This is a genomic window from Maricaulis sp. (assembly GCF_039978735.1).
Lineage (GTDB): Bacteria > Pseudomonadota > Alphaproteobacteria > Caulobacterales > Maricaulaceae > Maricaulis.
This window is the reverse complement of the sequence record NZ_JBDWAS010000005.1, coordinates 100553-120093: the sequence shown is the minus strand read 5'-3', so window position 1 is coordinate 120093 and position 19541 is coordinate 100553. Positions and strand designations below refer to the sequence as shown.

Here is a 19541-nt window from a genome sequence, read left to right as displayed (position 1 = left end):
GGAGGTTTCCATGACCGACATTTTCGACCGGATCAAACAGGACCATGACAAGGCCCGTGACCTGATCGGGCAGATCGAGGACACGACCGACCGCGCGGCCAAGACGCGCCAGGAATTGTTCGACGCGTTCAAGCTGGAATTGTGGACGCACAACAAGGTCGAGGAAGCCACCTTCTACGCCAAGCTGGAGCAGAAGGGCGACGAGGAAGAGAGCCTCGAGGCCAAGAACGAGCACCACATGATCAACTCGCTGATCGAGGAGCTCGACACCATGCCCAAGGACAATACCGAGTGGGGCCAGAAATTCCACACGCTCGCCGAACTGCTCGACCACCACATGGAGGAAGAGGAAGGCGAGTTCTTCAAACTTGCCCGCAAGGACCTCTCCGACAAGGAAGCCGAGGATCTCGGCCAGCGCTTCGACAGCCGCAAGAAGGTCGTCAAACCGGCCCTGACGCCGGTCGACTAACCGGCCCACGCGCGGCCTATCGCCGAATTAACTGGTCCCGCCTCCCCGTGCATGCTCGGATCGGGCGCGCATGCGGAGGCGGGAGACAGGCATGACCGGAACAAGACTGATGCGGGCCATTCCGGTCCTGCCCTCGCTGAAAGTGGCGGACAGCCTGACCTTCTTCAAACAGCTGGGCTTTGCCGCCTGGGCCTGGGAGGATCCGCCCAGCTATGGCGGCGTCACGCGCGATGGCGCCGAGCTGCACTTCTTCACCACCGATCGCAAAGAGGTGTGCGAGTGGACCTCCTGCCGGGTCGATGTCGACGACATCACCGGCATCCATGAACAGGCACTCGCCGCCGGCTGCATCCACCCCAATGGCGGTCTGGAAGACAAGCCCTGGGGCTATCGCGAATTCGCCATTCTCGACCCGTTCGGCGTGCTGGTGACCTTCGGCCAGAACCTGGAAGACTGACGCCTCCGTCTTTGCCTATTGAGCCTGCCCCGGCGCGCGCCTAGTTTGCGCGGTATGCTGCATCACTTCTTCACCGAACTGCGCTCTGCCCGGATTCCCGTCACCACGCGGGAATATCTCACCCTGCTCGAAGCGCTCGACAAGGGCGTGATCGAGCCGGAGATCGGCCATTTCTATTCCGTCAGCCGCGCCGCGCTGGTGAAGGACGAGAAGGATTTCGACAAGTTCGACATGGTCTTCTCGCACGTCTTCCAGGGCGTGGAGACGCTGACCCAGATGTTCGGCGAGAAGGAAATCCCGGACGAATGGCTGGAAGCCATGATGCAGCGCCTTCTGACCGAGGAGGAAATGGCCGAGCTGAAGGCCATGGATTTCGACGAGCTCATGGAGACGCTGAAGAAACGCCTGGAGGAGCAGGAAGAGCGCCACGAGGGCGGCTCCAAGTGGATCGGTACGGGCGGCACCTCGCCCTTCGGCCATTCCGGCTATAATCCGGCCGGCGTGCGCATCGGCGGCAAGAGCCAGCACAAGCGCGCCACGAAAGTCTGGGAACAGCGCCGCTACAAGGATCTGGACGGCGACCGGGAGATCGGCACCCGCAATCTGAAAGTCGCCCTGCGCCGGCTGCGCAGGTTTGCCCGCGACGGCGCCCATGAAGAGCTGGATCTGGACAACACGATCAGCGCCACCGCCCGCCAGGGCTGGCTGGACGTCGTCATGCGCCCGGAACGGCGCAATGCCATCAAGGTGCTGGCCCTGTTCGATGTCGGCGGCTCGATGGATCCGCATGTGAAGCTGTGCGAGGAGCTGTTCTCGGCGGCGCGCTCGACCTTCAAGAACCTGGAATATTTCTACTTCCACAACTGCCCCTATGAGGGCGTGTGGCGTTCCAACCTGCGCCGGCGCACCGAGACCGTGCCAACCATGGATGTGATGCACAAATATCCGCACGACTGGAAAGTGATCATTGTCGGCGACGCCGCCATGGCGCCTTACGAGATCACCCATGAAGGCGGCTCGGTGGAGCACTGGAACGAGGAAGCCGGCGCCAGCTGGCTGCAGCGCATCGTCGACACCTGGCCTCACCTCATCTGGATCAATCCGACGCCGCAGAAATGGTGGGAGCATTCCTACTCCACCCGCCTCGTGCAGGAGATCATCGGTGCCGACCGCATGTTCCCGCTGACGCTGGAAGGCGTCGACGAGGCCATGAAGGAACTGGCGCGCTAGCCTGCGCTTGATGCCGCGGCTCCCCTGTGCAATCCAGACCGCTACCGGCAGCGCAAGGGGGGCGCTTCATGACGATTTCAACCATCCGCGTCCTGCCCGCACTCGCGGCAACAGCGCTGGCCGCTGCGGCTTGCAGCAACGGTGAAGCCGCGGAACGCTGGAGCGTGTCCAACAGCCAGATCGGCCCGGTCACGGCCCGCACCGCGTTTGACCGCGACACGCTGGCCGGCCTCCTGCCCGGCTTCGACGTGGTCGAGGCGGAAGCCTGGTCGGAAGGCATGGCCTATCCGGTCATCGAGGCCCGGCGCACGGCTGACGGCGAAGCCGAGATCGTCTTCGACGGCGAAGGCGAACGTCTGCTGGCCGTGCGCGTACGCACCGCCGGGCTGGTGGAGGCCTCCGCCGATATCGGCGATGCCGCCGGGGAAGCGGGCCTTGTCGGACCGCTCTGCGTGGCCGGCATGGAAGAGCGCTCCGGCGATGTGCATTGCGACGATCCGGAGCTGGCAGGCCTGTCCTACTGGATGTCGATCGACTACGCCGGCCCGGACGGCGTACTGCCGCCGGCCGATATCATGGCCGCCGGCACGGTCTACGAGATCGTCTGGCGGACTGTCGGACGATGACCGCGGATGCGTGGATGTGGTCGCGCGCGGCGCTGGGCCCGTTCACGCATGAAACGCCATTCGGCGAAGAGCGCTTCGCGGTGCATTTGCCGGGCTATACCTTCCGGACCGTCGATCCTGACCCCGGCAGTCCGCCCCGCGCGCGCCGGATCGCGGCCACCCCACCCGGCGCAGACGCCCCGACCATCGACTTCCTCGGTCATGACGACACGCCCGGCATCGTCGCCATCCGCGTTCGGGAACCGGGACGCATCGCCAATGCCTGGCATGTCGGCAGCCGGTTCGGAGACACGCTTTTGCGCCCGGACGACTGTTTCGCGACCAATGAGATCCCGGGCCGCGAAGGCGATCTCTTCTGCAAGCAGGCCGGCGAGCCGGACGGGCCGGTCTACTGGTTCCGGACGCGCATCAGCGATCTGGGCGGCCTCGTCCCCGACGAGGATATCATCCGGGACAGCATCCTGTATGAGATCGGCTGGGTTGCCTTCGGTCCCCGCTGACCTTTGTTGACTTTGAAAATCATTCGCATAAAAGGGGTTGAACGACGCCGTTTGAGAGCGCGTCGACTTTCCGGACCTGCCCCCAGACAGGGCCGGATCGGGTGCCGGATCGCGTCCGAGTCCGGTCCGGCACCCGCAAATCCGGCGTCCCAGCCTAGCCCAGCGGGCTCATGCGGCCATCGTCCATATCGATGCCGATTTCCTGCTCGACCCGCGCCACCCAGGCGCGTACGCCGAGGAATTCATCGAGGTCGAAGCCGCCCTCATCGGCGACCCGCGTGTAGGCAACCAGGGCAATGTCGGCGAGGGTCACCTGGTCGCGCACGATGAAATCACGCGACAAGAGACGCATCTCCATCACGCCCAGGGCCCGCCGGCCCTTCGCCATGAGATCGGGCTCGATCTCTTCGTCGGGCGTGTTCATGAAGGCCTTCCGGAAGCGGCGGACCGCGATGAAGGGCTCGTGGCTGTACTGTTCCCAGAACATCCATTCCAGCATCTTCGCCTGGTCGAACTCATCGTCCGGGATCAGCGCCGAGCCGCGTGCGAGGTGGAAGATGATCGCGTTCGACTGGGCCAGGATACGCCCGTCGGACCGTTCAAGGCACGGCACCTGCCCGGCCGGATTGATGGCGAGAAAGTCGTCGGACCGGGTCTCGCCCTTCACGACGTCGATCTCGTGCCAGTCATAGTCCAGACCGAGATAATCCGCGGTCCATTTTACCTTGAGACAATTGCCGCTGCGCCGGTCGCCATAGATCCGAACGGGTTGAGACATGACAGGGACTCCCTCGTGCTAGATGGCACCATAGCGCCGCCCGCGGCGATGGCGAGCCCTGCCGGACCGGTTTTCACCACCTCTGGCAGCTGGCGGCTTGGGACTGGCGGCGTGCCCGCCTATAAGGGTCGAAACTTCGCAGGGTTGCCCGATGAGCTCAGTCTCGACATCTCCCCTTTCTCCGGAAGACTGCCGCACCATGGCCGAGGTCCGCGACGGCGTGGATGCGCTCGACCGCGAGCTCGTCGGCCTGATCGCCAAGCGTGCCCGCTACATGGAAGCGGCGGCCCGCATCAAGCCGGACCGTGACGCCGTGCGTGACGAATGGCGGATCGAGGATGTCGTGTCGAAAGTGAAGGCAGAGGCGAGCCGCGTCGGCCTGTCGCTCGACATCGCCGAACCGGTCTGGCGCGAACTTGTCGAGCGCTCCATCGCCTACGAGTTCAAGATCTGGGACAAGACGCGCTAGCGCGGCGCCCGGAACGCCATCTCGGATTCGCGAAAACAGCGCTCGATGGCAAGCCGGGCTCCCGGCCAGGCCGATTGGGGCTGGTGTTCGGCCGCTTCGCACACATCCGCCAGCGCAAAGGCGCCAACGCCGCGTGCGGCCCCTTTCAGCGTATGCGTCGCTGCCTGCCAGGCCGTCTCGTCACGCGCATCGGCCATCAGGCCGATACAGCGGGCCGCCTGTTCGCACATCAGCCCCAGCAGTTCGGCCGTCAGCGTCTCGTCACCGCCGGTATAGCGGTCGAGATGGGCCTGGTCGAACAAGGGCCGGTCGGAGAATTTCCTGTCAGCAAGCATGCGGCCCTTGTAACCGGCCAGTCTTAACAACGGCCTTCATCGCCGGACGGTGCGGTCCGTCAATTCCGGTCACGGTGAACAGGGCGTTGAGGTTCGTGCATGAGGCGAATTTTCCGCCCTGGCCCGGAGCGATTCGCCTTGCAGCCAACGCCCGCTCGCTTTTAGTGTTCGCCCCAAAGGGGAGAATATCCATGCGCCACACACTCACGCCGCTTGCCGTCCTCGCCAGCCTGACCCTGATGGCCTGCTCCCAGGATGCGCCCGTGCCAGCGGATGACGACGCCGCCGGAAGCCTGCAGGAAAGCCGGTCTGCGGAAGCCCCCACGCCGGTCGAGCCCGCTGCCGAAGAGGCAGCCGGTGAAGAGACCGCGACCGCGACGGCCAGTATCGATATCGAGGAATGGGACGTGCCGTGGGAGGGCCGCCCGCGCGATCCCTACACGCTGGACGGCCAGACCGTCTGGTTCGTCGGCCAGCAGAATTCCTACATCGCCCGCCTTGATGTCGCGTCCGGCGAGATGGAGCGGATCGACCTTCGCGAAGGCGCGGGACCGCACAATCTGATCGTCGCGCCAGATGGTGACGTCTGGTATGCCGGCAATCGCGACGCCCATATCGGCCGCTATGATGTCGAGACCGGCGAATTCGAGATCATCGACACGCCGGCCGGCACGGCTCGTGATCCGCACACCCTCGTCTGGGACGCCAATGGCGACATCTGGTTCTCCAGCCAGCAGGCCAATTCGGTCGGCTTCCTCGACGTGTCGGAACGCGCGGTGCAGATCCTGCCCGTGCCGACCGAGGGCGCCCGCCCCTACGGCATCAAGATCGCGCCGGACGGCACGGTCTGGGTCGCCCTGTTCGGCACCTACAAGCTGGCCTCGATCGATCCGCAGACGATGGCGCTGACCGAGCATGACCTGCCGCGCGAGGACAGCCGCCCGCGCCGGATCGGCATCACCTCGGACGGCCGCATCTGGTATGGCGATTACAATGGCGGCTATCTCGGCGTCTACGATCCGCAAAGCGCCAGCGCGACCGAATGGGAGATGCCCTCGGGCGAGAATGCCCGCCCCTACGCCCTGGCGGTCGATGGTCAGGACCGGATCTGGTTTGTCGAAACGGGTGTCGACCCCAACTGGTTCGTCGGTTTCGATCCGGCCAGCGAGCGCTTCTTCTCGGTAACAGCCGTCCCGTCCGGCGGCGGTGTCGTGCGCCACATGCAATACCTGCCGCAGACCGGTGAAATCTGGTTCGGTTCGGACATGGGAACGATCGGGCGGGCACAGGTCGAATAGACGGCCATTAACCCAGCCCTGCGCCTCGCGCATGCCTGCCATGTGCGGGGCACGCAAGGAGTGACTTGATTTTGTCACGATCCTGCGTATTTTCCGCGCTCCCAACCGGCGCGCCTATAGCTCAGTTGGTAGAGCAGCTGACTCTTAATCAGCGGGTCCTAGGTTCGAATCCTAGTGGGCGCACCAACACTTTCAACGGGATAGCTTTGTTCCTGTTGGAACGGATACGGAACGACGACTTTCTAGAAAGTCGTCAACGACTTTCTCCCCCTCATCGATCACGGTGTAATGCCCGTCAATCGACGGCGCGATGATCGCTTTTCCGGCCCGCCGGGCGGCGCGGATCTCCATCCCGCCTGAGAGGCAGGCGTAGGCGAGCGCATCTGCGCCATGGCTCACCACTTCACCCCTTGTTCCTTCATGTAGGCGTCGAGCCTGTCGACGGCGCGATCGGCGGCTTCGCTGGTCGGGATGATGTAGTGATCGAGGATCGTTGCGATCGTCTTGTAGCTGTGGCCCGTGATCGCGGCGATATCGTCGCGGCTGTTGCCGGCGGCGTGCAGGCGCGTGATCGCCTTCTTGCGGAAATCATAGAGGGTGACGCCCTCGATCTCGTCGGCCAGGGCGCGATCCTGCCGGCCGCGGGCGCGGTCGGCCGCGGCGCTGCGCACCTGGGCATAGACGGTTTCGAGGTGATCCACCGTGTAGGCGACGCGCCGCGCATCCGTCATCAGGATCAAGGGCGCGGCAGATCCTTCCGCCTCGCGGCGCAGCATCAGATCTGACATGCGCCGGCGCAGCACGGCCGGAAAGCGGAAATCGGTGCGCGCACCCGTCTTCTGGATCCGGGCGGTGATGCGGCCCGTCTTCCACATCTCCATCGTCCATTTGACCATATCGGCCGGGCGCGGCCCGGCATTGGCCAGAATAACCAGCGCGTCGCCGATCGAGGGCAGGCCGATCGCGTCGGCCGTCTCGACCAGTTCGGCCAGGGCGGCATCGGACGGCAGGACCAGACGCGGCTTGAGCGCGTCCAGATCGAAGCGCGAGGCCGGGTTGAAACCGGGATCCACCCAGCCCAGCTCGCGGTCGATAAAGGCATAGAAGCGCGACACAGCGCGGATAATGGCGTTGACCTGGGCCATGCCGGCCGGGTTCGGCCCGCCGGCCCGGGCCTCGTCCATCGCCTGCCAGCGGGCCGAGCGCACGTCTGCCACATAGCGCGCACCGTCATGACCGGTGACGCGCGGCGCGGCCTCCCAGCGGCCCTCCAGCCAGCCCAGGGCGCGCTCGGCAAAGATGCGGTCCCATTCGGCCTCGAAAAAGCATGTCAGCGTCTTGCGGTCGATCGCGGCGGGGTGCTCGCCATCGGCCCAGGCGATGAAGCGCGTCAGGTTCTTGCGGTATTCCGTCTGCGTCTTGCGCGCGAGGCGGCGGATGGACCGGTGATCGCGGAAACGCTCGAACGCATTGTTCAGGGTGCGCGCATCGGCATCCGGCGAAACGGCCGTGGCGGCCGCGCGGGCCGGGCCGTAGCGCAGGCCGGGCGCGGCCGGATCGGCCTTCCATTTCTCTGCATCGGCGTTGATCTCGCGCGCCATGATGCGCGCCAGACCGCGGGGCAGATCCTTGCCGGCGCCATCGCGCAGGCGGATGACGGCCCAGCCCGCGCGGCGCAGGGCGGGGCCGGGTTCCCATTTGCCGGCGCCATTCCGCCACGTCATATAGGGCGGATCGGACCGGCGGGCCTTGCGGCCATCCTTGGGGCGGTCGGGCTGTTTTCGGGGCATGGCGGGCATAGTGTTAATCCGGTTTCGCAGCGCCGGGCAAGCCGTTGAGCCGATCGAACAGATCGTCGGCGGCCGCGTCGTCGCCGTCGAGGTGCAGCTCGAGTATTTTCAGCAGATGCGGTTCCTGGCGTGCGTGAAACCGGATCAGCGAGGCGTATTGCCGGGCGACGCTCCCTGCATTGCGGCGCAGCTTTTCGTGCCGGTGCTGCAGGTCTCGCATGTAGCGGGCGACACGAACCGCCATCCTGGCGATCTCCTGGACATTGCGATGATCGTAATCGCCGCCCTCGTCCAGATGTGCCTCGAACATTTCGATCATCTGGCAGATCCGGTCGATATCCTCCGGGATCGCCATCACAGCCTCGCAAGCAAACGGGCGCGGGCGGCGCCATGGTCTTTGGGGGAACCGCCCGCGCCGAGGTGCTGCCGGGACACAGGGACGCCCGGCAGTTGCTGCGGTCCGGCGGAGGGGGCTTCCGGGCCGCTGTCATTGGCCGCGTCGGGCACCTGGCCGCGCGTTCGCGCATCCCAGGCCCGCACCTCGGCCGCATCCCATTTATAGGGTTCGTTCGGCAGAACCTTTGCGCGCGGGCGAGGAAAGCCCGCCCGCTCGCGTGCGGCGATCTTGCGCCGCGCGGTCGAGACCGTTTCGCCGAAGAATTCGGCGACATCGGCCAGACGCCAGACATCCTTGTCGAACAGATCCGTCATCGCGCCGCCTCCAATTCACAAGACACCCGGATTTCTTCGGAGATGTCGCGATCCGGATCCGTCTTTGAGCGAAGAGTGCCGATGGAGATCCAGCTGCATCGGCTGGTCTGGGCATCCTCGACGAACAGCCGGCGGCCATAGTCGGTTGCGACAACCAGGCCGGAGCGCCACCCGTCGGGGCCGCGCCACTCGACGTAGTCGCCGCGTTTCCACAGCCGGTCTGCGGCCGCACTTTGCGCCTTGATCGCGGTCTTGGCGGCGACGGCACTCTGGATGAGCATCTTGTAGTCGGGCATCTTCCCCATCCCTGTTCGGTAGTCATATCGAAAGCCCGGCGGGACACTTCGCCCCGCCGGGCAGGCGCGCTAGCCGTAGCCGGAGCCGTCGCCGTAGCCGTCGCCGTAGCCGTAGCCGGAGCCGTCGCCGTAGCCGTAGCCGTAGCCGTCGCCGTAGCCGTAGCCGTAGCCGTAGCCGGAGCCGTAGCCGTAGCCGGAGCCGTCGCCGTAGCCGTAGCCGTAGCCGTAGCCGTAGCCGGAGCCGTCGCCGGAGCCGTCGCCGTAGCCGTAGCCGGAGCCGTCGCCGTAGCCGTCGCCGTAGCCGTAGCCGGAGCCGTAGCCGTAGCCGTAGCCGGAGCCGGAGCCGGAGCCGGAGCCGTCGCCGTAGCCGGAGCCGGAGCCGTCGCCGTAGCCGTCCAGCTTTGCAGCGGCGCGCACGTAGCGGCGTTCGCCTGGATCGACCAGGCGAAGCACCGCTGATGCGGGCATGGCCGCGGCCAGCTGGCCGGCATAGCGCTGCACGGCCTCGGCGACACCGCTGGCGCAAGCGCCCCCGCGGACGACATCGTCAGCCGTGATGATGGTGTCGCGTGCCGAAATCACGCGGCTTGCCACTTCTTCCAGGCGTCGTCGGAGATCCCGAAGACCGCCGTGATGTCATGCAGCATGGGAATGTCGGCCGGAGAAGAGATCTTCGACTTGGAGGTCGGCCCCTCTTCGCACAGCTGCATCAGGCCCTTCGTTGTGCCCCAGTAGATCGCCATCTTGGCGCCCTTCAGGGGCATCGCCTTGGCGGTCAGATCCTGATCGTCCGGGATCAGACCGGCAAACACCCCGCGATGTTGGGTGGTGACCAGGACAGGTTTCATGGTGGTGTCGCTCATTTGGGTTCTCCCTGTGCTAGAGCGTGGTGGAAATCTGGCGAGCCTCCCGGCCCGCCGCCGCGTGCGCCTTGTCAAACACCTCTCGGGGTTCAAAGGATAAGCTGGGGCGACCACACGCGGCAGGCGGGCCTTCGGCTGACGGAAAATCGGACCAGGAAACGGGACGGCCGGCGAGCACGGTCAAAAAGCGCTCGATCGCGATCATGCGCGCGGCCGGGGCGGCGGCGGGATCGTATCCCGGCACGGTGACACAGGCGCCCTCGACGCGCGCGGCCGCGAAGATCTGCCGCGGCAGATCCTTCTGCGCGCCGACCGCGACCAGGACCGCACCCGGCCGCGGCGCGGCCGAGCGATGAAAGACAATGGCGCCGGTGTCGAGGAGGATGTAGGCGGCGAGGGTCATGATGCGCGCGCCTCCAGCTCCACATCGTCAAAGCTGACTTCGACGCTGCGGATGCGCCCTTCGCCGTTGCGGGTGTATTCGCCCAGCCAGCCACGAACGCGGAAGCGGCGTGCCTTGGGGAAGATCTTGACGATCTCCATGTCTTCGAACGAGCCATGCGTCAGCCTGGCGGTAACAGTGTCGCCCACATCGAATGTTTCGGGCGGATAGTCTTCCGCGAAAACCTCACGATCCTGGGCGGTGGGCTTGATAGGCGGAGTGTCGGGTTCGAAGGGTTCGTATCTCATGCCCGTCCTTCCTTCTTTGCTGCCGCTTCGAAGGCAGCGGCTTCGGTCCAGCCGGGCAGGGTTTCCAGCCGCAGGAGGGCGGTGCCGATAAACTGGCTGTCGCCATGGACGGCGGCGGAAATCGTGGTGTCGCGGCCGTCGCCGGCGCGCGCACCGCACACGACCAGGCCGAACAGGCCATAGCGCTTGAGCACGGCAATGCAGCCGTCCTGCGCCTTCTTCAGCGCCTCGGCGGCCTTGGTGTCGTCGGTGTAGACGGCGCAGCTGGCGCCCTCGTCGGCACCGGCGACACACACCGTGCCGCCGGGCGTCTCGATCATGGCAGGGCGCGGCGTCATTGGACGGTGCTCCCGTCCGCGTTCGGGGCGTTCGTCACCGCCGCCCCGAGTTCGGCGAGCTTTCGGCGGTTTGCGTTGCGCGCGGCCTGGCGGATGCTGTCTTTCGACATCATCAGATCGTCGATCATCTCGCCGACCATCTGGGCCGTGCAATCCATCCCTCTTTCCATCTGGATGCCGGCGGGCGTGCGGGAGAATGCGCCAATCACCCAGGAGATTTTCGGGTAGCGAGCCGCCAGCTGAAGAAAATCGTCCTTGAAGGCCTGGAGGTAGAGCTGGGCCTCCTCAAGGCTTTCGAACACCTGGCGATTGGCGTGCACCTCGCCACAATCGGGACAGGCATCCCCGGCGTGCGCGGCCGGCCGGGTGGCTTGCGGCTCGGGGGTGTTCTCCGCCTGGTCGAAATCTTCGGCGGGCGGATTGGTCCAGGCGGACCGGCGGGCATCGTTCATGGTGGGCTCCCTGTGATTGCGCATTTTCCGGAGAAGTTGACGCATTAATATGCGCAAAATACCCGATTTGCGCATTTCGTCAATTCACGCGTTTGCGCGTTGATTTGCGAGCCACAACGTGAATAATTTTCGGGGACCACTAAAAATTGTGGAAAAGTGCAATGCTCAGGTTGCTTAGGACAATATTGCGCGCGCTCTTCCCTCGCCCCTGCCCCAATTGCAAGGACGGGGAGGTCTGCAGCGAATGCGTGGAAGATTGGTGGATGCACAAGTGAGCGGCGCGCCTGGGCGCGCCGCTTGGTGTGCTAGCTGCGACCAACCACGGCGTGCAGCGCCCTGATGTCCTGCAGCGAGTACCGGCATTCCTGATCCGGATTGAGCTGCCGGCAGAACACGAAGCCGTCGCGCATGGCGACATAGGTCTTCAGATAGGCGTCGCCGGACTTGAGCTCGACGATAACGTCTCGCCCCGGCCCGGGCTGCCGGTTTCGCACGCAGTAAACCCGCTCGGCCGCGTAATAACGCGGCTCCATGCTGTCGCCGAACACTTCCAGCGCAAACACATCATCCCGCGTGCCCTGGGCGGGGATCCGCTCGATCATGTCGACGACACTGTCGTGGTCGAGATGAACGCCCCCGTTGGGGCCTGCGGCCGCCAGGCCGTAAAGCGGGATCCGGCGCGCTGCCGGCATAATTGGAAAATCGAGCACTCGTCCCTCGTTGTCCCCCCGGCCACTGGTTTCCACCCCAGCCCGACGTTCAACGATTTCCAACCATTGTTCGAACGCCAGACGCTCTTCCAGCGTCACGCGTTTACGTTCGCCGTTGACGAACCGACTAACCTTAGTTTGTGACCAGTCAAGGGCTTGCTGGGCGTCGGTCTGGTTCACACCGGCGCGCGCCATCCGCTCTTTATAGGAGCGGTCCTGCGGATCGAGCGTATCTGCATTCATGGGCACATGAATGTCGAATTTGCCGAAACTTGGATATTGACGATTGGCGCAAATCATATGCGCCTATGTATGCGAAAGTCGCATATCTGTCGAATTCAATTTTCGAGACTGTCCATGAGCACTGCGAATTCCGCCCTTCCCGTGCCGCCCGAACGGCGGGGCTACTACCCCATCCCGGACCGCCTGGAGGATGCGCGCACGCCGATCGAGCGCTGCTGCGCGCTGGTTGGCGGCGTGGAGAACTTCGCCCATTTGCTGAACCGGGACACGAAAACCCTCTATGCCTGGCGCAGCCGGTATAACGGGTATTTCCCGAACTATATGCGCGAGCCGATCCTGCGCGCCCTGGAGGAGGCCGGATACGTCCTGCCGCCGGACTTTCTCGATGTGTCCGAAGCCCGGTTCCGGCCGTCCGACGATGGCCGCGTAACCCCGCTCCCGGTGTCCCAATGACCCCCCGCCCGGCCGACTCCCCGCGTGCTGTTGCCGCGATGGCGGTGCTGACCTGGCGCCTTCTGCCCGCGCTCGCCGTGGTGAGCGGAATGCTGCTGTTCACTCAAGGAGGATCGTGATGAGCGATGACAAGATCCCGGCACTGACCGGCGCGCGCATCATCCACAAATGGAAGGGCCATGACGGCGGCGTGCACGAGCTGGTGCGCCTGGAAACCGGCGCGCTGGCCTGCCTGCTGCGCGACAATGCCGGGGCCGTGAAGGACGCCGACAGTCTGCGCCCGGGCGGCGACATGGTGGCCATGGCGCAGCGTATCCTGGCCGAGCCCGCCCCCGATCCAACCATTGCCGAGATCAAAGCCCTCGCGATGACCGTGATTGCGGCGGAATGCGAGAGGGAGGGCTGAGGCGATGGCGCGCATTTATCTCGCGTCGAGTTGGCGCAATCCCTTTCAGCCTGCAATGGTCAAGGTGCTGCGCAACTGGGGCCACGAGGTCTACGATTTTCGAAATCCCCCGAGCGGGGTGCCCGGCTTCGCCTGGGACGAAATCGACCCGGACTGGCGATACTGGACGGCGGATGAATACCGCCACCACATCACGACCAGCCCGATTGCCGCGCGGGGATACATCACCGATTTGCGCGGAATGGAATGGGCGGACACTTGTGTGCTGCTGCTGCCGTGCGGTCGTAGCGCTCACTTGGAGGCCGGCTGGTTCTGCGGTCGCGGCAAGCGCTGCATCATCATGACGAGAGATGGCGAAGAGCCCGAGCTGATGGCGCTCTTGGCCACCGATATCTGCACATCGGCATATGGGGTTTTGGAGGCGTTGGGAACACCTGCCAGCCCTGGGGCAATCGAGCAACGCCTGAGTGTGCTGCGCGAAAAATGGGAGGGCTGACCATGACCGCCCGCACCCCCATTGCCTGCCTTGTCGCCGCCGCCGATCGCGTTGTCCTGTCGGACCGGCCGACGCCGGAGCAAATCGCCCATCTGCGCGATCGGACCGACGATGCGGTCCACTGTCTATACGACGAGGCGGAGCGGCGCGCCCTGCCCGGCTGGGCCCACTATCAGGCCATGGCCCTGATCCACGCGGCGCAGGCCGTTGTGGAGGCGCCCCAATCGGCCCGCGATCGCGAGGCCCTGTCCTATATCGCGCGGGCGGCGCACCGGGTGGACGACATTCTGGCGAAGGAGCCGGCATGACCAGCCCGTGGCGCGAGATCCTGCCGGTGCCCAAACCCGCCCCCGGGCGCGGCGACATGATGGTGCAGGTGGCATACGGCGATTACGGCGCCGAGATCCCGCGGCACGTGGCCGCGCGCATCTGTGACCTGCGCTTCGAGGATGACGGCACGGTGCGGGGCCTGCGCTGCCGGGATGATGAATGGGTGGAGCTGACCGCGCACGGCGCAAAAATGCTGCCGCCCGCGCAAATGATGCCTTTGGACGGGTGAGAGGATGAGCGCGCACCTGCTGCCGTTTACTGCCGGGATCGTGGCCCCCGCCATGGGCGCCACGCCGCACAGTGTTTTCGACATATCGCCGCGCAGCCGGCGCACCCGGGCCGAGGCCGTGGCGCGCACCGGCACGATCTATCTGGCGCACACGGTGGCGGGCCTGTCGCTGCGCCAGCTGGAAGGCCTGATGTGGATCGAGCGGCGCGAGCTGCGCCGGTCGGTGCGGCTGATCGAGGAGGCGCGCGAGGACGCGGCCTTCGACGCGGTGATGGCGCGGCTGGAAGACGCCGTTCGTGAAGGGGCCTTCGGATGAGCAAGATGGATATTTTCAATCTGCCGGTTCACCCGGTGGCGGATCTGTTTCCCTGGCTGCCCGACAAGGACGCCGAGGCCCTGGCGGCGGACATTGCAGAAAACGGCCTGATGGATCCGCTGGTGATCTTCGAGGGCGAGTTGCTGGACGGGCGGAACCGCCGCGAAGCGTGCCGCAAGCTGGGCATCACGCCGCACTGGGTGGCGTTTACCGGCAAGGATCCGATTGCCTTTATCCTGTCGAAGAATTTGCACCGCCGGCACCTGTCGCCGGCGCAATGCGCCATGCTGGCCGCGGAAGTGGGGCGCCTGCCTTCGCACCGGCCCGCACGGCCCGAGCCGGATGCAGAAGCGCGGCTGCCCCTGGGCGATGAGGACCGGGCGGAAGAAAAGGCGGACCGCGGGCCGGGTTCCGCAGAAAAGGCGGCACGCGTGCCGCCTTTAAGATCAAACGCCCAGCTGGCCAAGGATTTCGACGTATCCGAACGGTCTATCAGGCGCGCCCGGGCAGTGCAGGAGCATGGCAGCCCCGCCCTTGTGGAGGCCGTGAAGGCCGGCACGGTGCCGGTGAAGGCAGCCGAAAGGGTGGCCCGCAACCTGACCCGCGAAGAGCAGGACGCCGCCCTGGCCGAAGGCGTGGAGGCGCTGGAAGCGCGGGCGCGCAAGCTGGCCAGTGCGGCGACGCGGATTGCCGGAGCGGTGGAGGCAGAGAACGCCGCGAAGGCGGCAGCGCCAGACCGGTTCTTCGACCCGCTGGAGATCCTGGTGGGGCTGGTCGCTCATGCCGGCGGACGCCTGGATGTGCCTGTCGCCGAGTGCCGGGCGTTTCGACCGTCAGACCTGGGCATCACGTTGCGGGCCGACAAGGGCGAATTCTACGTGCTGACATTGCCCACGGCGGACGCGAAGGCCCCGAGCAAAGCCGATCTGTGGCGGCGGTTGGTCAGTCTGGAAGCCATGGTCCTCGGCGAGGATGTTGACCGACTGTCCAGTGTATCGGTGCGAGGTGTGAGCGCGCGTGACAGCGTGAAGAAGATCAAAAGCATGATCGCCAACATTGAGGGCGAGATGCGCGACAAGGGGGATTTTCTCCTTGACTGACGCCCCGCCCCCGACCGTGACCTTTGCCGAGATCAAGAGCCTGATGCAGGGCGATATCGTCGCCCTGGTGAACGAATGGGCGCCGCACGGCCGGCGGGACGGCATCTATTGGGTGGGCCCGAACCCGGCGCGCGGAGAGACGAAGGGCACCAGTTTCAAGATCTGGATGACGGGGTCCGGCGCGGGCGCGTTCAAGGAGTTCGACGCCGGCGAGACGGAGAAGGGCGATATCATCGACCTGCCCGTCTATCTGGGCGTTCTGAAGGACCGGGCGGCCGTGCGCGAATGGGCGATGCGGCGCTATGGCCTGACCGGCGGGGATCCGAAAAAGCTGGAGAAGGTGCGGCGCGATGCGCGCGAGAAGATCGCGCGGGACGAGGCCGCCGAGGCGCGCGATCGGGCGCGCAAGATCCGCACCGCACAAGGCATCTGGCAGTCGGCAGGGCCGCTGGTGCCCGGCACCACGGCCTGGCGGTATCTCACTGAGGTGCGCTGCATCCGACTGGACCGGCTTCCGGCCGCGATCACCGAGCTGCGCGCCAGCGAGGCGCTGGACTGGATCGGCCCTGACCGACAGCGTGCGCGCATCCCGGCCATGATTGCCGCAATGCGGCGCGCTGATGGCACCATTACGGCGGTGCATCGCACCTATCTGGACGCGCAAACCGGCGGGAAGGTGAAAGAGGGCCCGGCAAAGAAAATGCTGGGCGTGACGCGCGGCACGGCGATCCGTGTCTGGCCAGGCACCGATCCGCGCGTGCCGCTGGGCCTGGTAAGCTCCGAGGGCATCGAGGACGCCGCGACCATTGCCGTGGCCGATCCCTCGCGCGCCAGCTGGGCACTGGGCAGTCTGAACGGGCTGGCCACGTTCGAGCTGCCGACAGGGCCAGCCTCGCCCGCGATCACACATCACACCGTCTTTGCCGACAATGACTGGGCCGGCGGGCCTGCCGCGAAGGGTTTCGCCCAGGCGATCCGCCGGGTGGCCACGCTGGGCGTGCCGGTGAGCGTGGCGCGGGCGCACCGCGGCAAGGACGCCAATGAGCTTTTGATGGGAGAGAAGAAATGAGCCGAAGGCTTAATGAAGAAACAAGCGACCGGGCAGCTGTGGCGTTCGTCGCCGTGATGGCTTACGAGGCCGTGAGTCACGATGCTATGGCTTGGGTTGACCGCGATCCGGATTTGCCCTGGTCATCCGAGAATATGGAAGCGGCGCGGCGGCTGCTGGATTTCGGGCGGCGACACAGTTTTCCGCCGGCTGAGACCTTTGCGCGGCAGGCGCCCGATCTGGGCGGCCCGGCCTTTTCAGCTGAACGCTGGCGATGTGATGTTTTGTACCGCGCCAGTTGGGAGGCATTCCGTGGCGTGCTGGTCGCGCTGTCTCCCCTGAAGCTGGGTTTTGACCCAGTACCGGAGCCGCCGACGCGGCCGCGCCTGCCGCGGGACCCCGATGATGACGGGTTCGAGCAGGACGCCGCCGGTGCGTTTGAGCGGGAAACATTCCGCGGGCCGAGGGCGAAGTGCTCCATCCCGACGAACATCAAGCCCCAAAGGAAAGGCGCCGGAACCCCGCTTAGCCAGGTGAAGGGGATCGGCGACGCGATCGAGAAACGGCTGATGGCGGCGGGCGTAGGCAACGCCGAGCAGCTGGCGATGATGAATGACGTGGACCTGGACGCCCTGGCCGACCGGGATCCGGGATTGCCCGACCTGTTGCGCAAGCGCCCGTTCGGCGGGCTGCGGGCGTCTCCGATCGAGGCGGCGCGCCAGCTGGTGAATGACGCCTCACCCGGCTGAGCAGCGCCCTCGTAGCCGGCGGGCGGTCTTCCCCAGGGCCACCCGCCGGCGAACCCTTTGAGTTGTTCCGAATACTGAGAGCTTGTTGCCGATGGACGATCCAGCGGAAAGTGAAGTGCGCGCTGCGTTGGCGGATGCGGAAGATTTTTCCGGCGCTGGTCTGGCCGTGGATGTGGCCAAGGGCCAGCCGCGCACCCTGGGCGGGCAGACCGTGCCGCCGGGCATGGCACGAGCCTTCGGGGTGCTGGATCAATACGGCCTGCCGGTCGACTGCCCGGTTATTCCGCTGGGCATGGATGCGGGCCGGTTTTTCTTCCTGAACACGCTGGGTCAGGTGGTCTCGCTTACCGAGCTGAAGGCCGAAAAGATCAAGGGCATGTTCGCCGGCCGGATCGATTATCTGTACTGGTGGGCGCCGCGGCGAAAGGCGCCGCCAAAGGAGGTCGCCGAACAGGGCGAGGAGGCAATCAAGGCCTTCTTTGCGGATCCCGACAATGTGAACGGCTGGGACGCGAACGTGGTGGGCGATGCCCTGTACAACGCCTGCGCCATGAAGGGCGTCTGGCGCGATTTCGAGCTGGTGCGCGGGCGGGGTGCCTGGCGCGAGTATGACGGCTCGCTGACGGTGCATTGCGGCAACGCGCTGTATTCCCTCGACCGCAAGAGCAAGATGATCGTGCGGCCGCCCGGCGATTACGGCGATGCCGTGTATCCGGCCGGGCCGCGGCGCCCGGCGCCCTGGGCCGAGCCCGTGAGTGTGAAGCCCGGGCGGGATCTGAATGCGCTCCTGCGCACCTGGAATTGGCGGCGCGACATCGATGCCGACTTGCTGCAGGGCTGGATCGGCGCCGGGATGCTGGGCGGTGCGCTGCACTGGCGCCCCTCTTTCTTCCTGACCGGCCCGCGCGGCACCGGCAAATCATCGGTGACGCGGCGCGTGCTGCGCGAGCTGTTCGGCGAAGGGGCGATCTATGCCACCAACGCCACGGCCGCGGGCCTGTATCAGCACATCATGCATGACGCCTGTCCCGTGATCCTCGACCAGTTCGAGGCCGACGCGAACAGTGCCAAGAGCAAGGCCGTTATCGAGCTGGCGCGGGACAGTTGTTCCGATGGCGTGGTGATGCGCGGCGGTGCCGAGCACAAGGGCGTGGAGTTCAAGGCGCGCAACTGTTTCGGCTTCGCGGCGATCCGCCGCCCGGCCATGCGGCCGGAAGACCGCTCGCGCATGGTGTTCCTGCAGCTGGATCCATTCGAGCCGGGCGCGATCGCCCCGGCCCTGGACCGCCAGGAGCTGCAGATCCTCGGCCGCAAGCTGTTGCGGCGCCTGATGGACCGGTGGGCCGATTATGACGCCGTGCTGACCAGCTATCACCGGGCACTGATGGCCGTGGGGCATGACAGCCGGGGTGCCGACCAGTTCGGCGTGCTCCTGGCGTGCGCCGACATGCTGACGCAGGACGAGATGCCGGACGCCGACAGCGTGGCCGAGAAGGCCGCAATGCTGGCGCCGGAAGGCATGGCCGAGTTCATCGGCCAGGTGGAGGAATGGGAACGCTGCCTGATCCAGATGATGAGCGCCCCGGTCCCGGCGTGGAAGTCGGGTTCCCAGCCCTCGGTGGGCGCCGTGCTAGCGGCCTTCATGAGCGAGGACCAGCAGGTGCGCATCGAGGCGTTCGGGGATCTGACGCGGGCGGGCGAGCTGAAGAAGGCGAACACGCTTCTGGCGTCGGCCGGACTGAAGATCGAGACCGGCAAGCGGGAATACCCCGGCGTGGCGTTCTGGCTTTCCGTGCCCTCGGCTGACGACAAGCTGCGATCCCTGTTCGAGGACAGCGATTTCGGCGGCGAGAGCGGTGTGGAGGGCGCCTGGGCGGGCGCCCTGCAGCAGGCGGCGCGCTATGACCCCGAGACCCGTCAGGGGATGTGGGTGTCCGAGCGCTCGACCCTCGACGGGCGGCGGCGATGGTGCACCTGGCTGCGCATGGACGAGATCGTCGGCACGGATGACGGGGATGAGGACGCGGATCCCGGCGGCACGGATCCGCCATTCTGACCACTTAGCCCCCCGTCGCCCCCGGCCCCGTCAGGGTCGATGCATGTCCGCGAGCTGGTGACGCGAATTTTCGGGATGCCACATCAGCCTCGCATCCGCGCCG

Annotated in this window: 31 protein-coding genes and 1 tRNA gene; 18 read left to right on the top strand and 14 right to left on the bottom strand. The window is 66.0% G+C overall.

Translation table 11 applies throughout. The features are described 5' to 3' along the window. Window positions 1–10 precede the first annotated feature (10 nt). The 5 genes from ABJO18_RS01495 to ABJO18_RS01475 all read left to right on the top strand — a co-directional run bounded on the left by ABJO18_RS01495 (window position 11) and on the right by ABJO18_RS01475 (window position 3282). Window positions 11–469: a hemerythrin domain-containing protein gene (locus tag ABJO18_RS01495; protein WP_348508122.1), complete on the top strand. Its 459-nt coding sequence runs from the start codon at window positions 11–13 to the stop codon at window positions 467–469. 91 nt (window positions 470–560) lie between these two features. Then, a complete protein-coding gene (locus ABJO18_RS01490; protein ID WP_348508121.1) occupies window positions 561–926 on the top strand; it encodes a VOC family protein in 366 nt (121 codons plus the stop codon). A gap of 54 nt (window positions 927–980) precedes the next feature. Next, complete coding sequence (locus ABJO18_RS01485; protein WP_348508120.1) at window positions 981–2156, top strand: VWA domain-containing protein; 1176 nt, start codon at window positions 981–983, stop codon at window positions 2154–2156. A gap of 68 nt (window positions 2157–2224) precedes the next feature. Next, the gene (locus ABJO18_RS01480) at window positions 2225–2782 is read left to right on the top strand and encodes a DUF1131 family protein (protein WP_348508119.1); all 558 of its coding nucleotides are present in this window, start codon (window positions 2225–2227) and stop codon (window positions 2780–2782) included. After that, window positions 2779–3282, top strand: coding sequence for a hypothetical protein (locus tag ABJO18_RS01475; RefSeq protein ID WP_348508118.1), 504 nt, complete (start codon window positions 2779–2781; stop codon window positions 3280–3282). The genes ABJO18_RS01480 and ABJO18_RS01475 overlap by 4 nt, the downstream gene beginning before the upstream one ends. Window positions 3283–3436: 154 nt before the next feature. On the opposite strand, the gene ABJO18_RS01470 is transcribed toward ABJO18_RS01475, so the two are convergent. Beyond that, a complete protein-coding gene (locus ABJO18_RS01470) occupies window positions 3437–4060 on the bottom strand; it encodes a glutathione S-transferase family protein (protein ID WP_348508117.1) in 624 nt (207 codons plus the stop codon). A 151-nt stretch (window positions 4061–4211) separates the two neighbouring features. Between ABJO18_RS01470 and ABJO18_RS01465 the strand changes: the two genes are divergently transcribed. Further along, window positions 4212–4529, top strand: a complete 318-nt coding sequence (locus ABJO18_RS01465) for a chorismate mutase (RefSeq protein WP_348508116.1) — start codon at window positions 4212–4214, stop codon at window positions 4527–4529. Here ABJO18_RS01465 and ABJO18_RS01460 read toward each other — a convergent pair. Then, the gene (locus ABJO18_RS01460; protein ID WP_348508115.1) at window positions 4526–4864 is read right to left on the bottom strand and encodes an Hpt domain-containing protein; all 339 of its coding nucleotides are present in this window, start codon (window positions 4862–4864) and stop codon (window positions 4526–4528) included. The two genes, ABJO18_RS01465 and ABJO18_RS01460, sit on opposite strands and share 4 nt — an antisense overlap. Before the next feature lie 191 nt (window positions 4865–5055). On the opposite strand from ABJO18_RS01460, the gene ABJO18_RS01455 reads away from it, so the two are divergent. Both ABJO18_RS01455 and ABJO18_RS01450 read left to right on the top strand, forming a co-directional pair. Continuing rightward, a complete protein-coding gene (locus ABJO18_RS01455; RefSeq protein WP_348508114.1) occupies window positions 5056–6162 on the top strand; it encodes a lyase in 1107 nt (368 codons plus the stop codon). 110 nt (window positions 6163–6272) lie between these two features. Further along, a tRNA-Lys gene (locus tag ABJO18_RS01450) sits at window positions 6273–6348 on the top strand. Window positions 6349–6354: 6 nt separating this feature from the next. Here ABJO18_RS01450 and ABJO18_RS01445 read toward each other — a convergent pair. The 12 genes from ABJO18_RS01445 to ABJO18_RS01390 all read right to left on the bottom strand — a co-directional run bounded on the left by ABJO18_RS01445 (window position 6355) and on the right by ABJO18_RS01390 (window position 12312). Then, window positions 6355–6561, bottom strand: coding sequence for a hypothetical protein (locus tag ABJO18_RS01445; RefSeq protein ID WP_348508113.1), 207 nt, complete (start codon window positions 6559–6561; stop codon window positions 6355–6357). Beyond that, complete coding sequence (locus tag ABJO18_RS01440) at window positions 6558–7961, bottom strand: hypothetical protein (protein WP_348508112.1); 1404 nt, start codon at window positions 7959–7961, stop codon at window positions 6558–6560. Before ABJO18_RS01440 ends, ABJO18_RS01445 begins: the two co-directional genes overlap by 4 nt. Window positions 7962–7965: 4 nt before the next feature. After that, window positions 7966–8307 carry a hypothetical protein gene (locus ABJO18_RS01435; RefSeq protein ID WP_348508111.1) on the bottom strand — a complete coding sequence of 114 codons (342 nt, stop codon included), beginning with the start codon at window positions 8305–8307 and terminating at the stop codon, window positions 7966–7968. Continuing rightward, window positions 8307–8663, bottom strand: a complete 357-nt coding sequence (locus ABJO18_RS01430) for a hypothetical protein (protein ID WP_348508110.1) — start codon at window positions 8661–8663, stop codon at window positions 8307–8309. The genes ABJO18_RS01435 and ABJO18_RS01430 overlap by 1 nt, the downstream gene beginning before the upstream one ends. Next, on the bottom strand, window positions 8660–8959 hold the full coding sequence (locus tag ABJO18_RS01425; protein WP_348508109.1) for a hypothetical protein: 300 nt from the start codon (window positions 8957–8959) through the stop codon (window positions 8660–8662). The genes ABJO18_RS01430 and ABJO18_RS01425 overlap by 4 nt, the downstream gene beginning before the upstream one ends. Before the next feature lie 69 nt (window positions 8960–9028). Next, entirely contained in the window at window positions 9029–9541 is a 513-nt protein-coding gene (locus tag ABJO18_RS01420; protein ID WP_348515697.1) for a hypothetical protein, read from the bottom strand. Further along, entirely contained in the window at window positions 9538–9822 is a 285-nt protein-coding gene (locus ABJO18_RS01415; RefSeq protein WP_348508107.1) for a hypothetical protein, read from the bottom strand. Before ABJO18_RS01415 ends, ABJO18_RS01420 begins: the two co-directional genes overlap by 4 nt. A gap of 16 nt (window positions 9823–9838) precedes the next feature. Further along, the gene (locus ABJO18_RS01410; protein WP_348508106.1) at window positions 9839–10225 is read right to left on the bottom strand and encodes a hypothetical protein; all 387 of its coding nucleotides are present in this window, start codon (window positions 10223–10225) and stop codon (window positions 9839–9841) included. Then, window positions 10222–10512: a hypothetical protein gene (locus ABJO18_RS01405; protein WP_348508105.1), complete on the bottom strand. Its 291-nt coding sequence runs from the start codon at window positions 10510–10512 to the stop codon at window positions 10222–10224. Before ABJO18_RS01405 ends, ABJO18_RS01410 begins: the two co-directional genes overlap by 4 nt. Further along, window positions 10509–10850, bottom strand: a complete 342-nt coding sequence (locus ABJO18_RS01400; RefSeq protein WP_348508104.1) for a hypothetical protein — start codon at window positions 10848–10850, stop codon at window positions 10509–10511. The genes ABJO18_RS01405 and ABJO18_RS01400 overlap by 4 nt, the downstream gene beginning before the upstream one ends. Then, entirely contained in the window at window positions 10847–11302 is a 456-nt protein-coding gene (locus ABJO18_RS01395; protein ID WP_348508103.1) for a hypothetical protein, read from the bottom strand. The genes ABJO18_RS01400 and ABJO18_RS01395 overlap by 4 nt, the downstream gene beginning before the upstream one ends. Window positions 11303–11607: 305 nt before the next feature. After that, a complete protein-coding gene (locus ABJO18_RS01390) occupies window positions 11608–12312 on the bottom strand; it encodes a S24 family peptidase (RefSeq protein WP_348508102.1) in 705 nt (234 codons plus the stop codon). Window positions 12313–12369: 57 nt separating this feature from the next. Between ABJO18_RS01390 and ABJO18_RS01385 the strand changes: the two genes are divergently transcribed. The 10 genes from ABJO18_RS01385 to ABJO18_RS01340 all read left to right on the top strand — a co-directional run bounded on the left by ABJO18_RS01385 (window position 12370) and on the right by ABJO18_RS01340 (window position 19438). Beyond that, window positions 12370–12708 (top strand): hypothetical protein, encoded by a 339-nt coding sequence (locus ABJO18_RS01385; protein ID WP_348508101.1) that lies wholly within the window; start codon window positions 12370–12372, stop codon window positions 12706–12708. A gap of 118 nt (window positions 12709–12826) precedes the next feature. After that, window positions 12827–13114, top strand: coding sequence for a hypothetical protein (locus tag ABJO18_RS01380; RefSeq protein ID WP_348508100.1), 288 nt, complete (start codon window positions 12827–12829; stop codon window positions 13112–13114). A 4-nt stretch (window positions 13115–13118) separates the two neighbouring features. Beyond that, entirely contained in the window at window positions 13119–13610 is a 492-nt protein-coding gene (locus ABJO18_RS01375) for a hypothetical protein (RefSeq protein ID WP_348508099.1), read from the top strand. Between the two features lie 2 nt (window positions 13611–13612). After that, a complete protein-coding gene (locus ABJO18_RS01370) occupies window positions 13613–13918 on the top strand; it encodes a hypothetical protein (RefSeq protein WP_348508098.1) in 306 nt (101 codons plus the stop codon). Next, on the top strand, window positions 13915–14169 hold the full coding sequence (locus ABJO18_RS01365) for a hypothetical protein (protein WP_348508097.1): 255 nt from the start codon (window positions 13915–13917) through the stop codon (window positions 14167–14169). The genes ABJO18_RS01370 and ABJO18_RS01365 overlap by 4 nt, the downstream gene beginning before the upstream one ends. Before the next feature lie 4 nt (window positions 14170–14173). Further along, a complete protein-coding gene (locus tag ABJO18_RS01360) occupies window positions 14174–14485 on the top strand; it encodes a hypothetical protein (RefSeq protein ID WP_348508096.1) in 312 nt (103 codons plus the stop codon). Further along, window positions 14482–15585 carry a hypothetical protein gene (locus ABJO18_RS01355; RefSeq protein ID WP_348508095.1) on the top strand — a complete coding sequence of 368 codons (1104 nt, stop codon included), beginning with the start codon at window positions 14482–14484 and terminating at the stop codon, window positions 15583–15585. Before ABJO18_RS01360 ends, ABJO18_RS01355 begins: the two co-directional genes overlap by 4 nt. Beyond that, window positions 15578–16654, top strand: a complete 1077-nt coding sequence (locus ABJO18_RS01350; protein WP_348508094.1) for a toprim domain-containing protein — start codon at window positions 15578–15580, stop codon at window positions 16652–16654. The genes ABJO18_RS01355 and ABJO18_RS01350 overlap by 8 nt, the downstream gene beginning before the upstream one ends. Continuing rightward, on the top strand, window positions 16651–17382 hold the full coding sequence (locus tag ABJO18_RS01345) for a hypothetical protein (RefSeq protein WP_348508093.1): 732 nt from the start codon (window positions 16651–16653) through the stop codon (window positions 17380–17382). Before ABJO18_RS01350 ends, ABJO18_RS01345 begins: the two co-directional genes overlap by 4 nt. A gap of 91 nt (window positions 17383–17473) precedes the next feature. Next, window positions 17474–19438, top strand: coding sequence for a hypothetical protein (locus ABJO18_RS01340; protein ID WP_348508092.1), 1965 nt, complete (start codon window positions 17474–17476; stop codon window positions 19436–19438). Window positions 19439–19541: the final 103 nt, after the last annotated feature.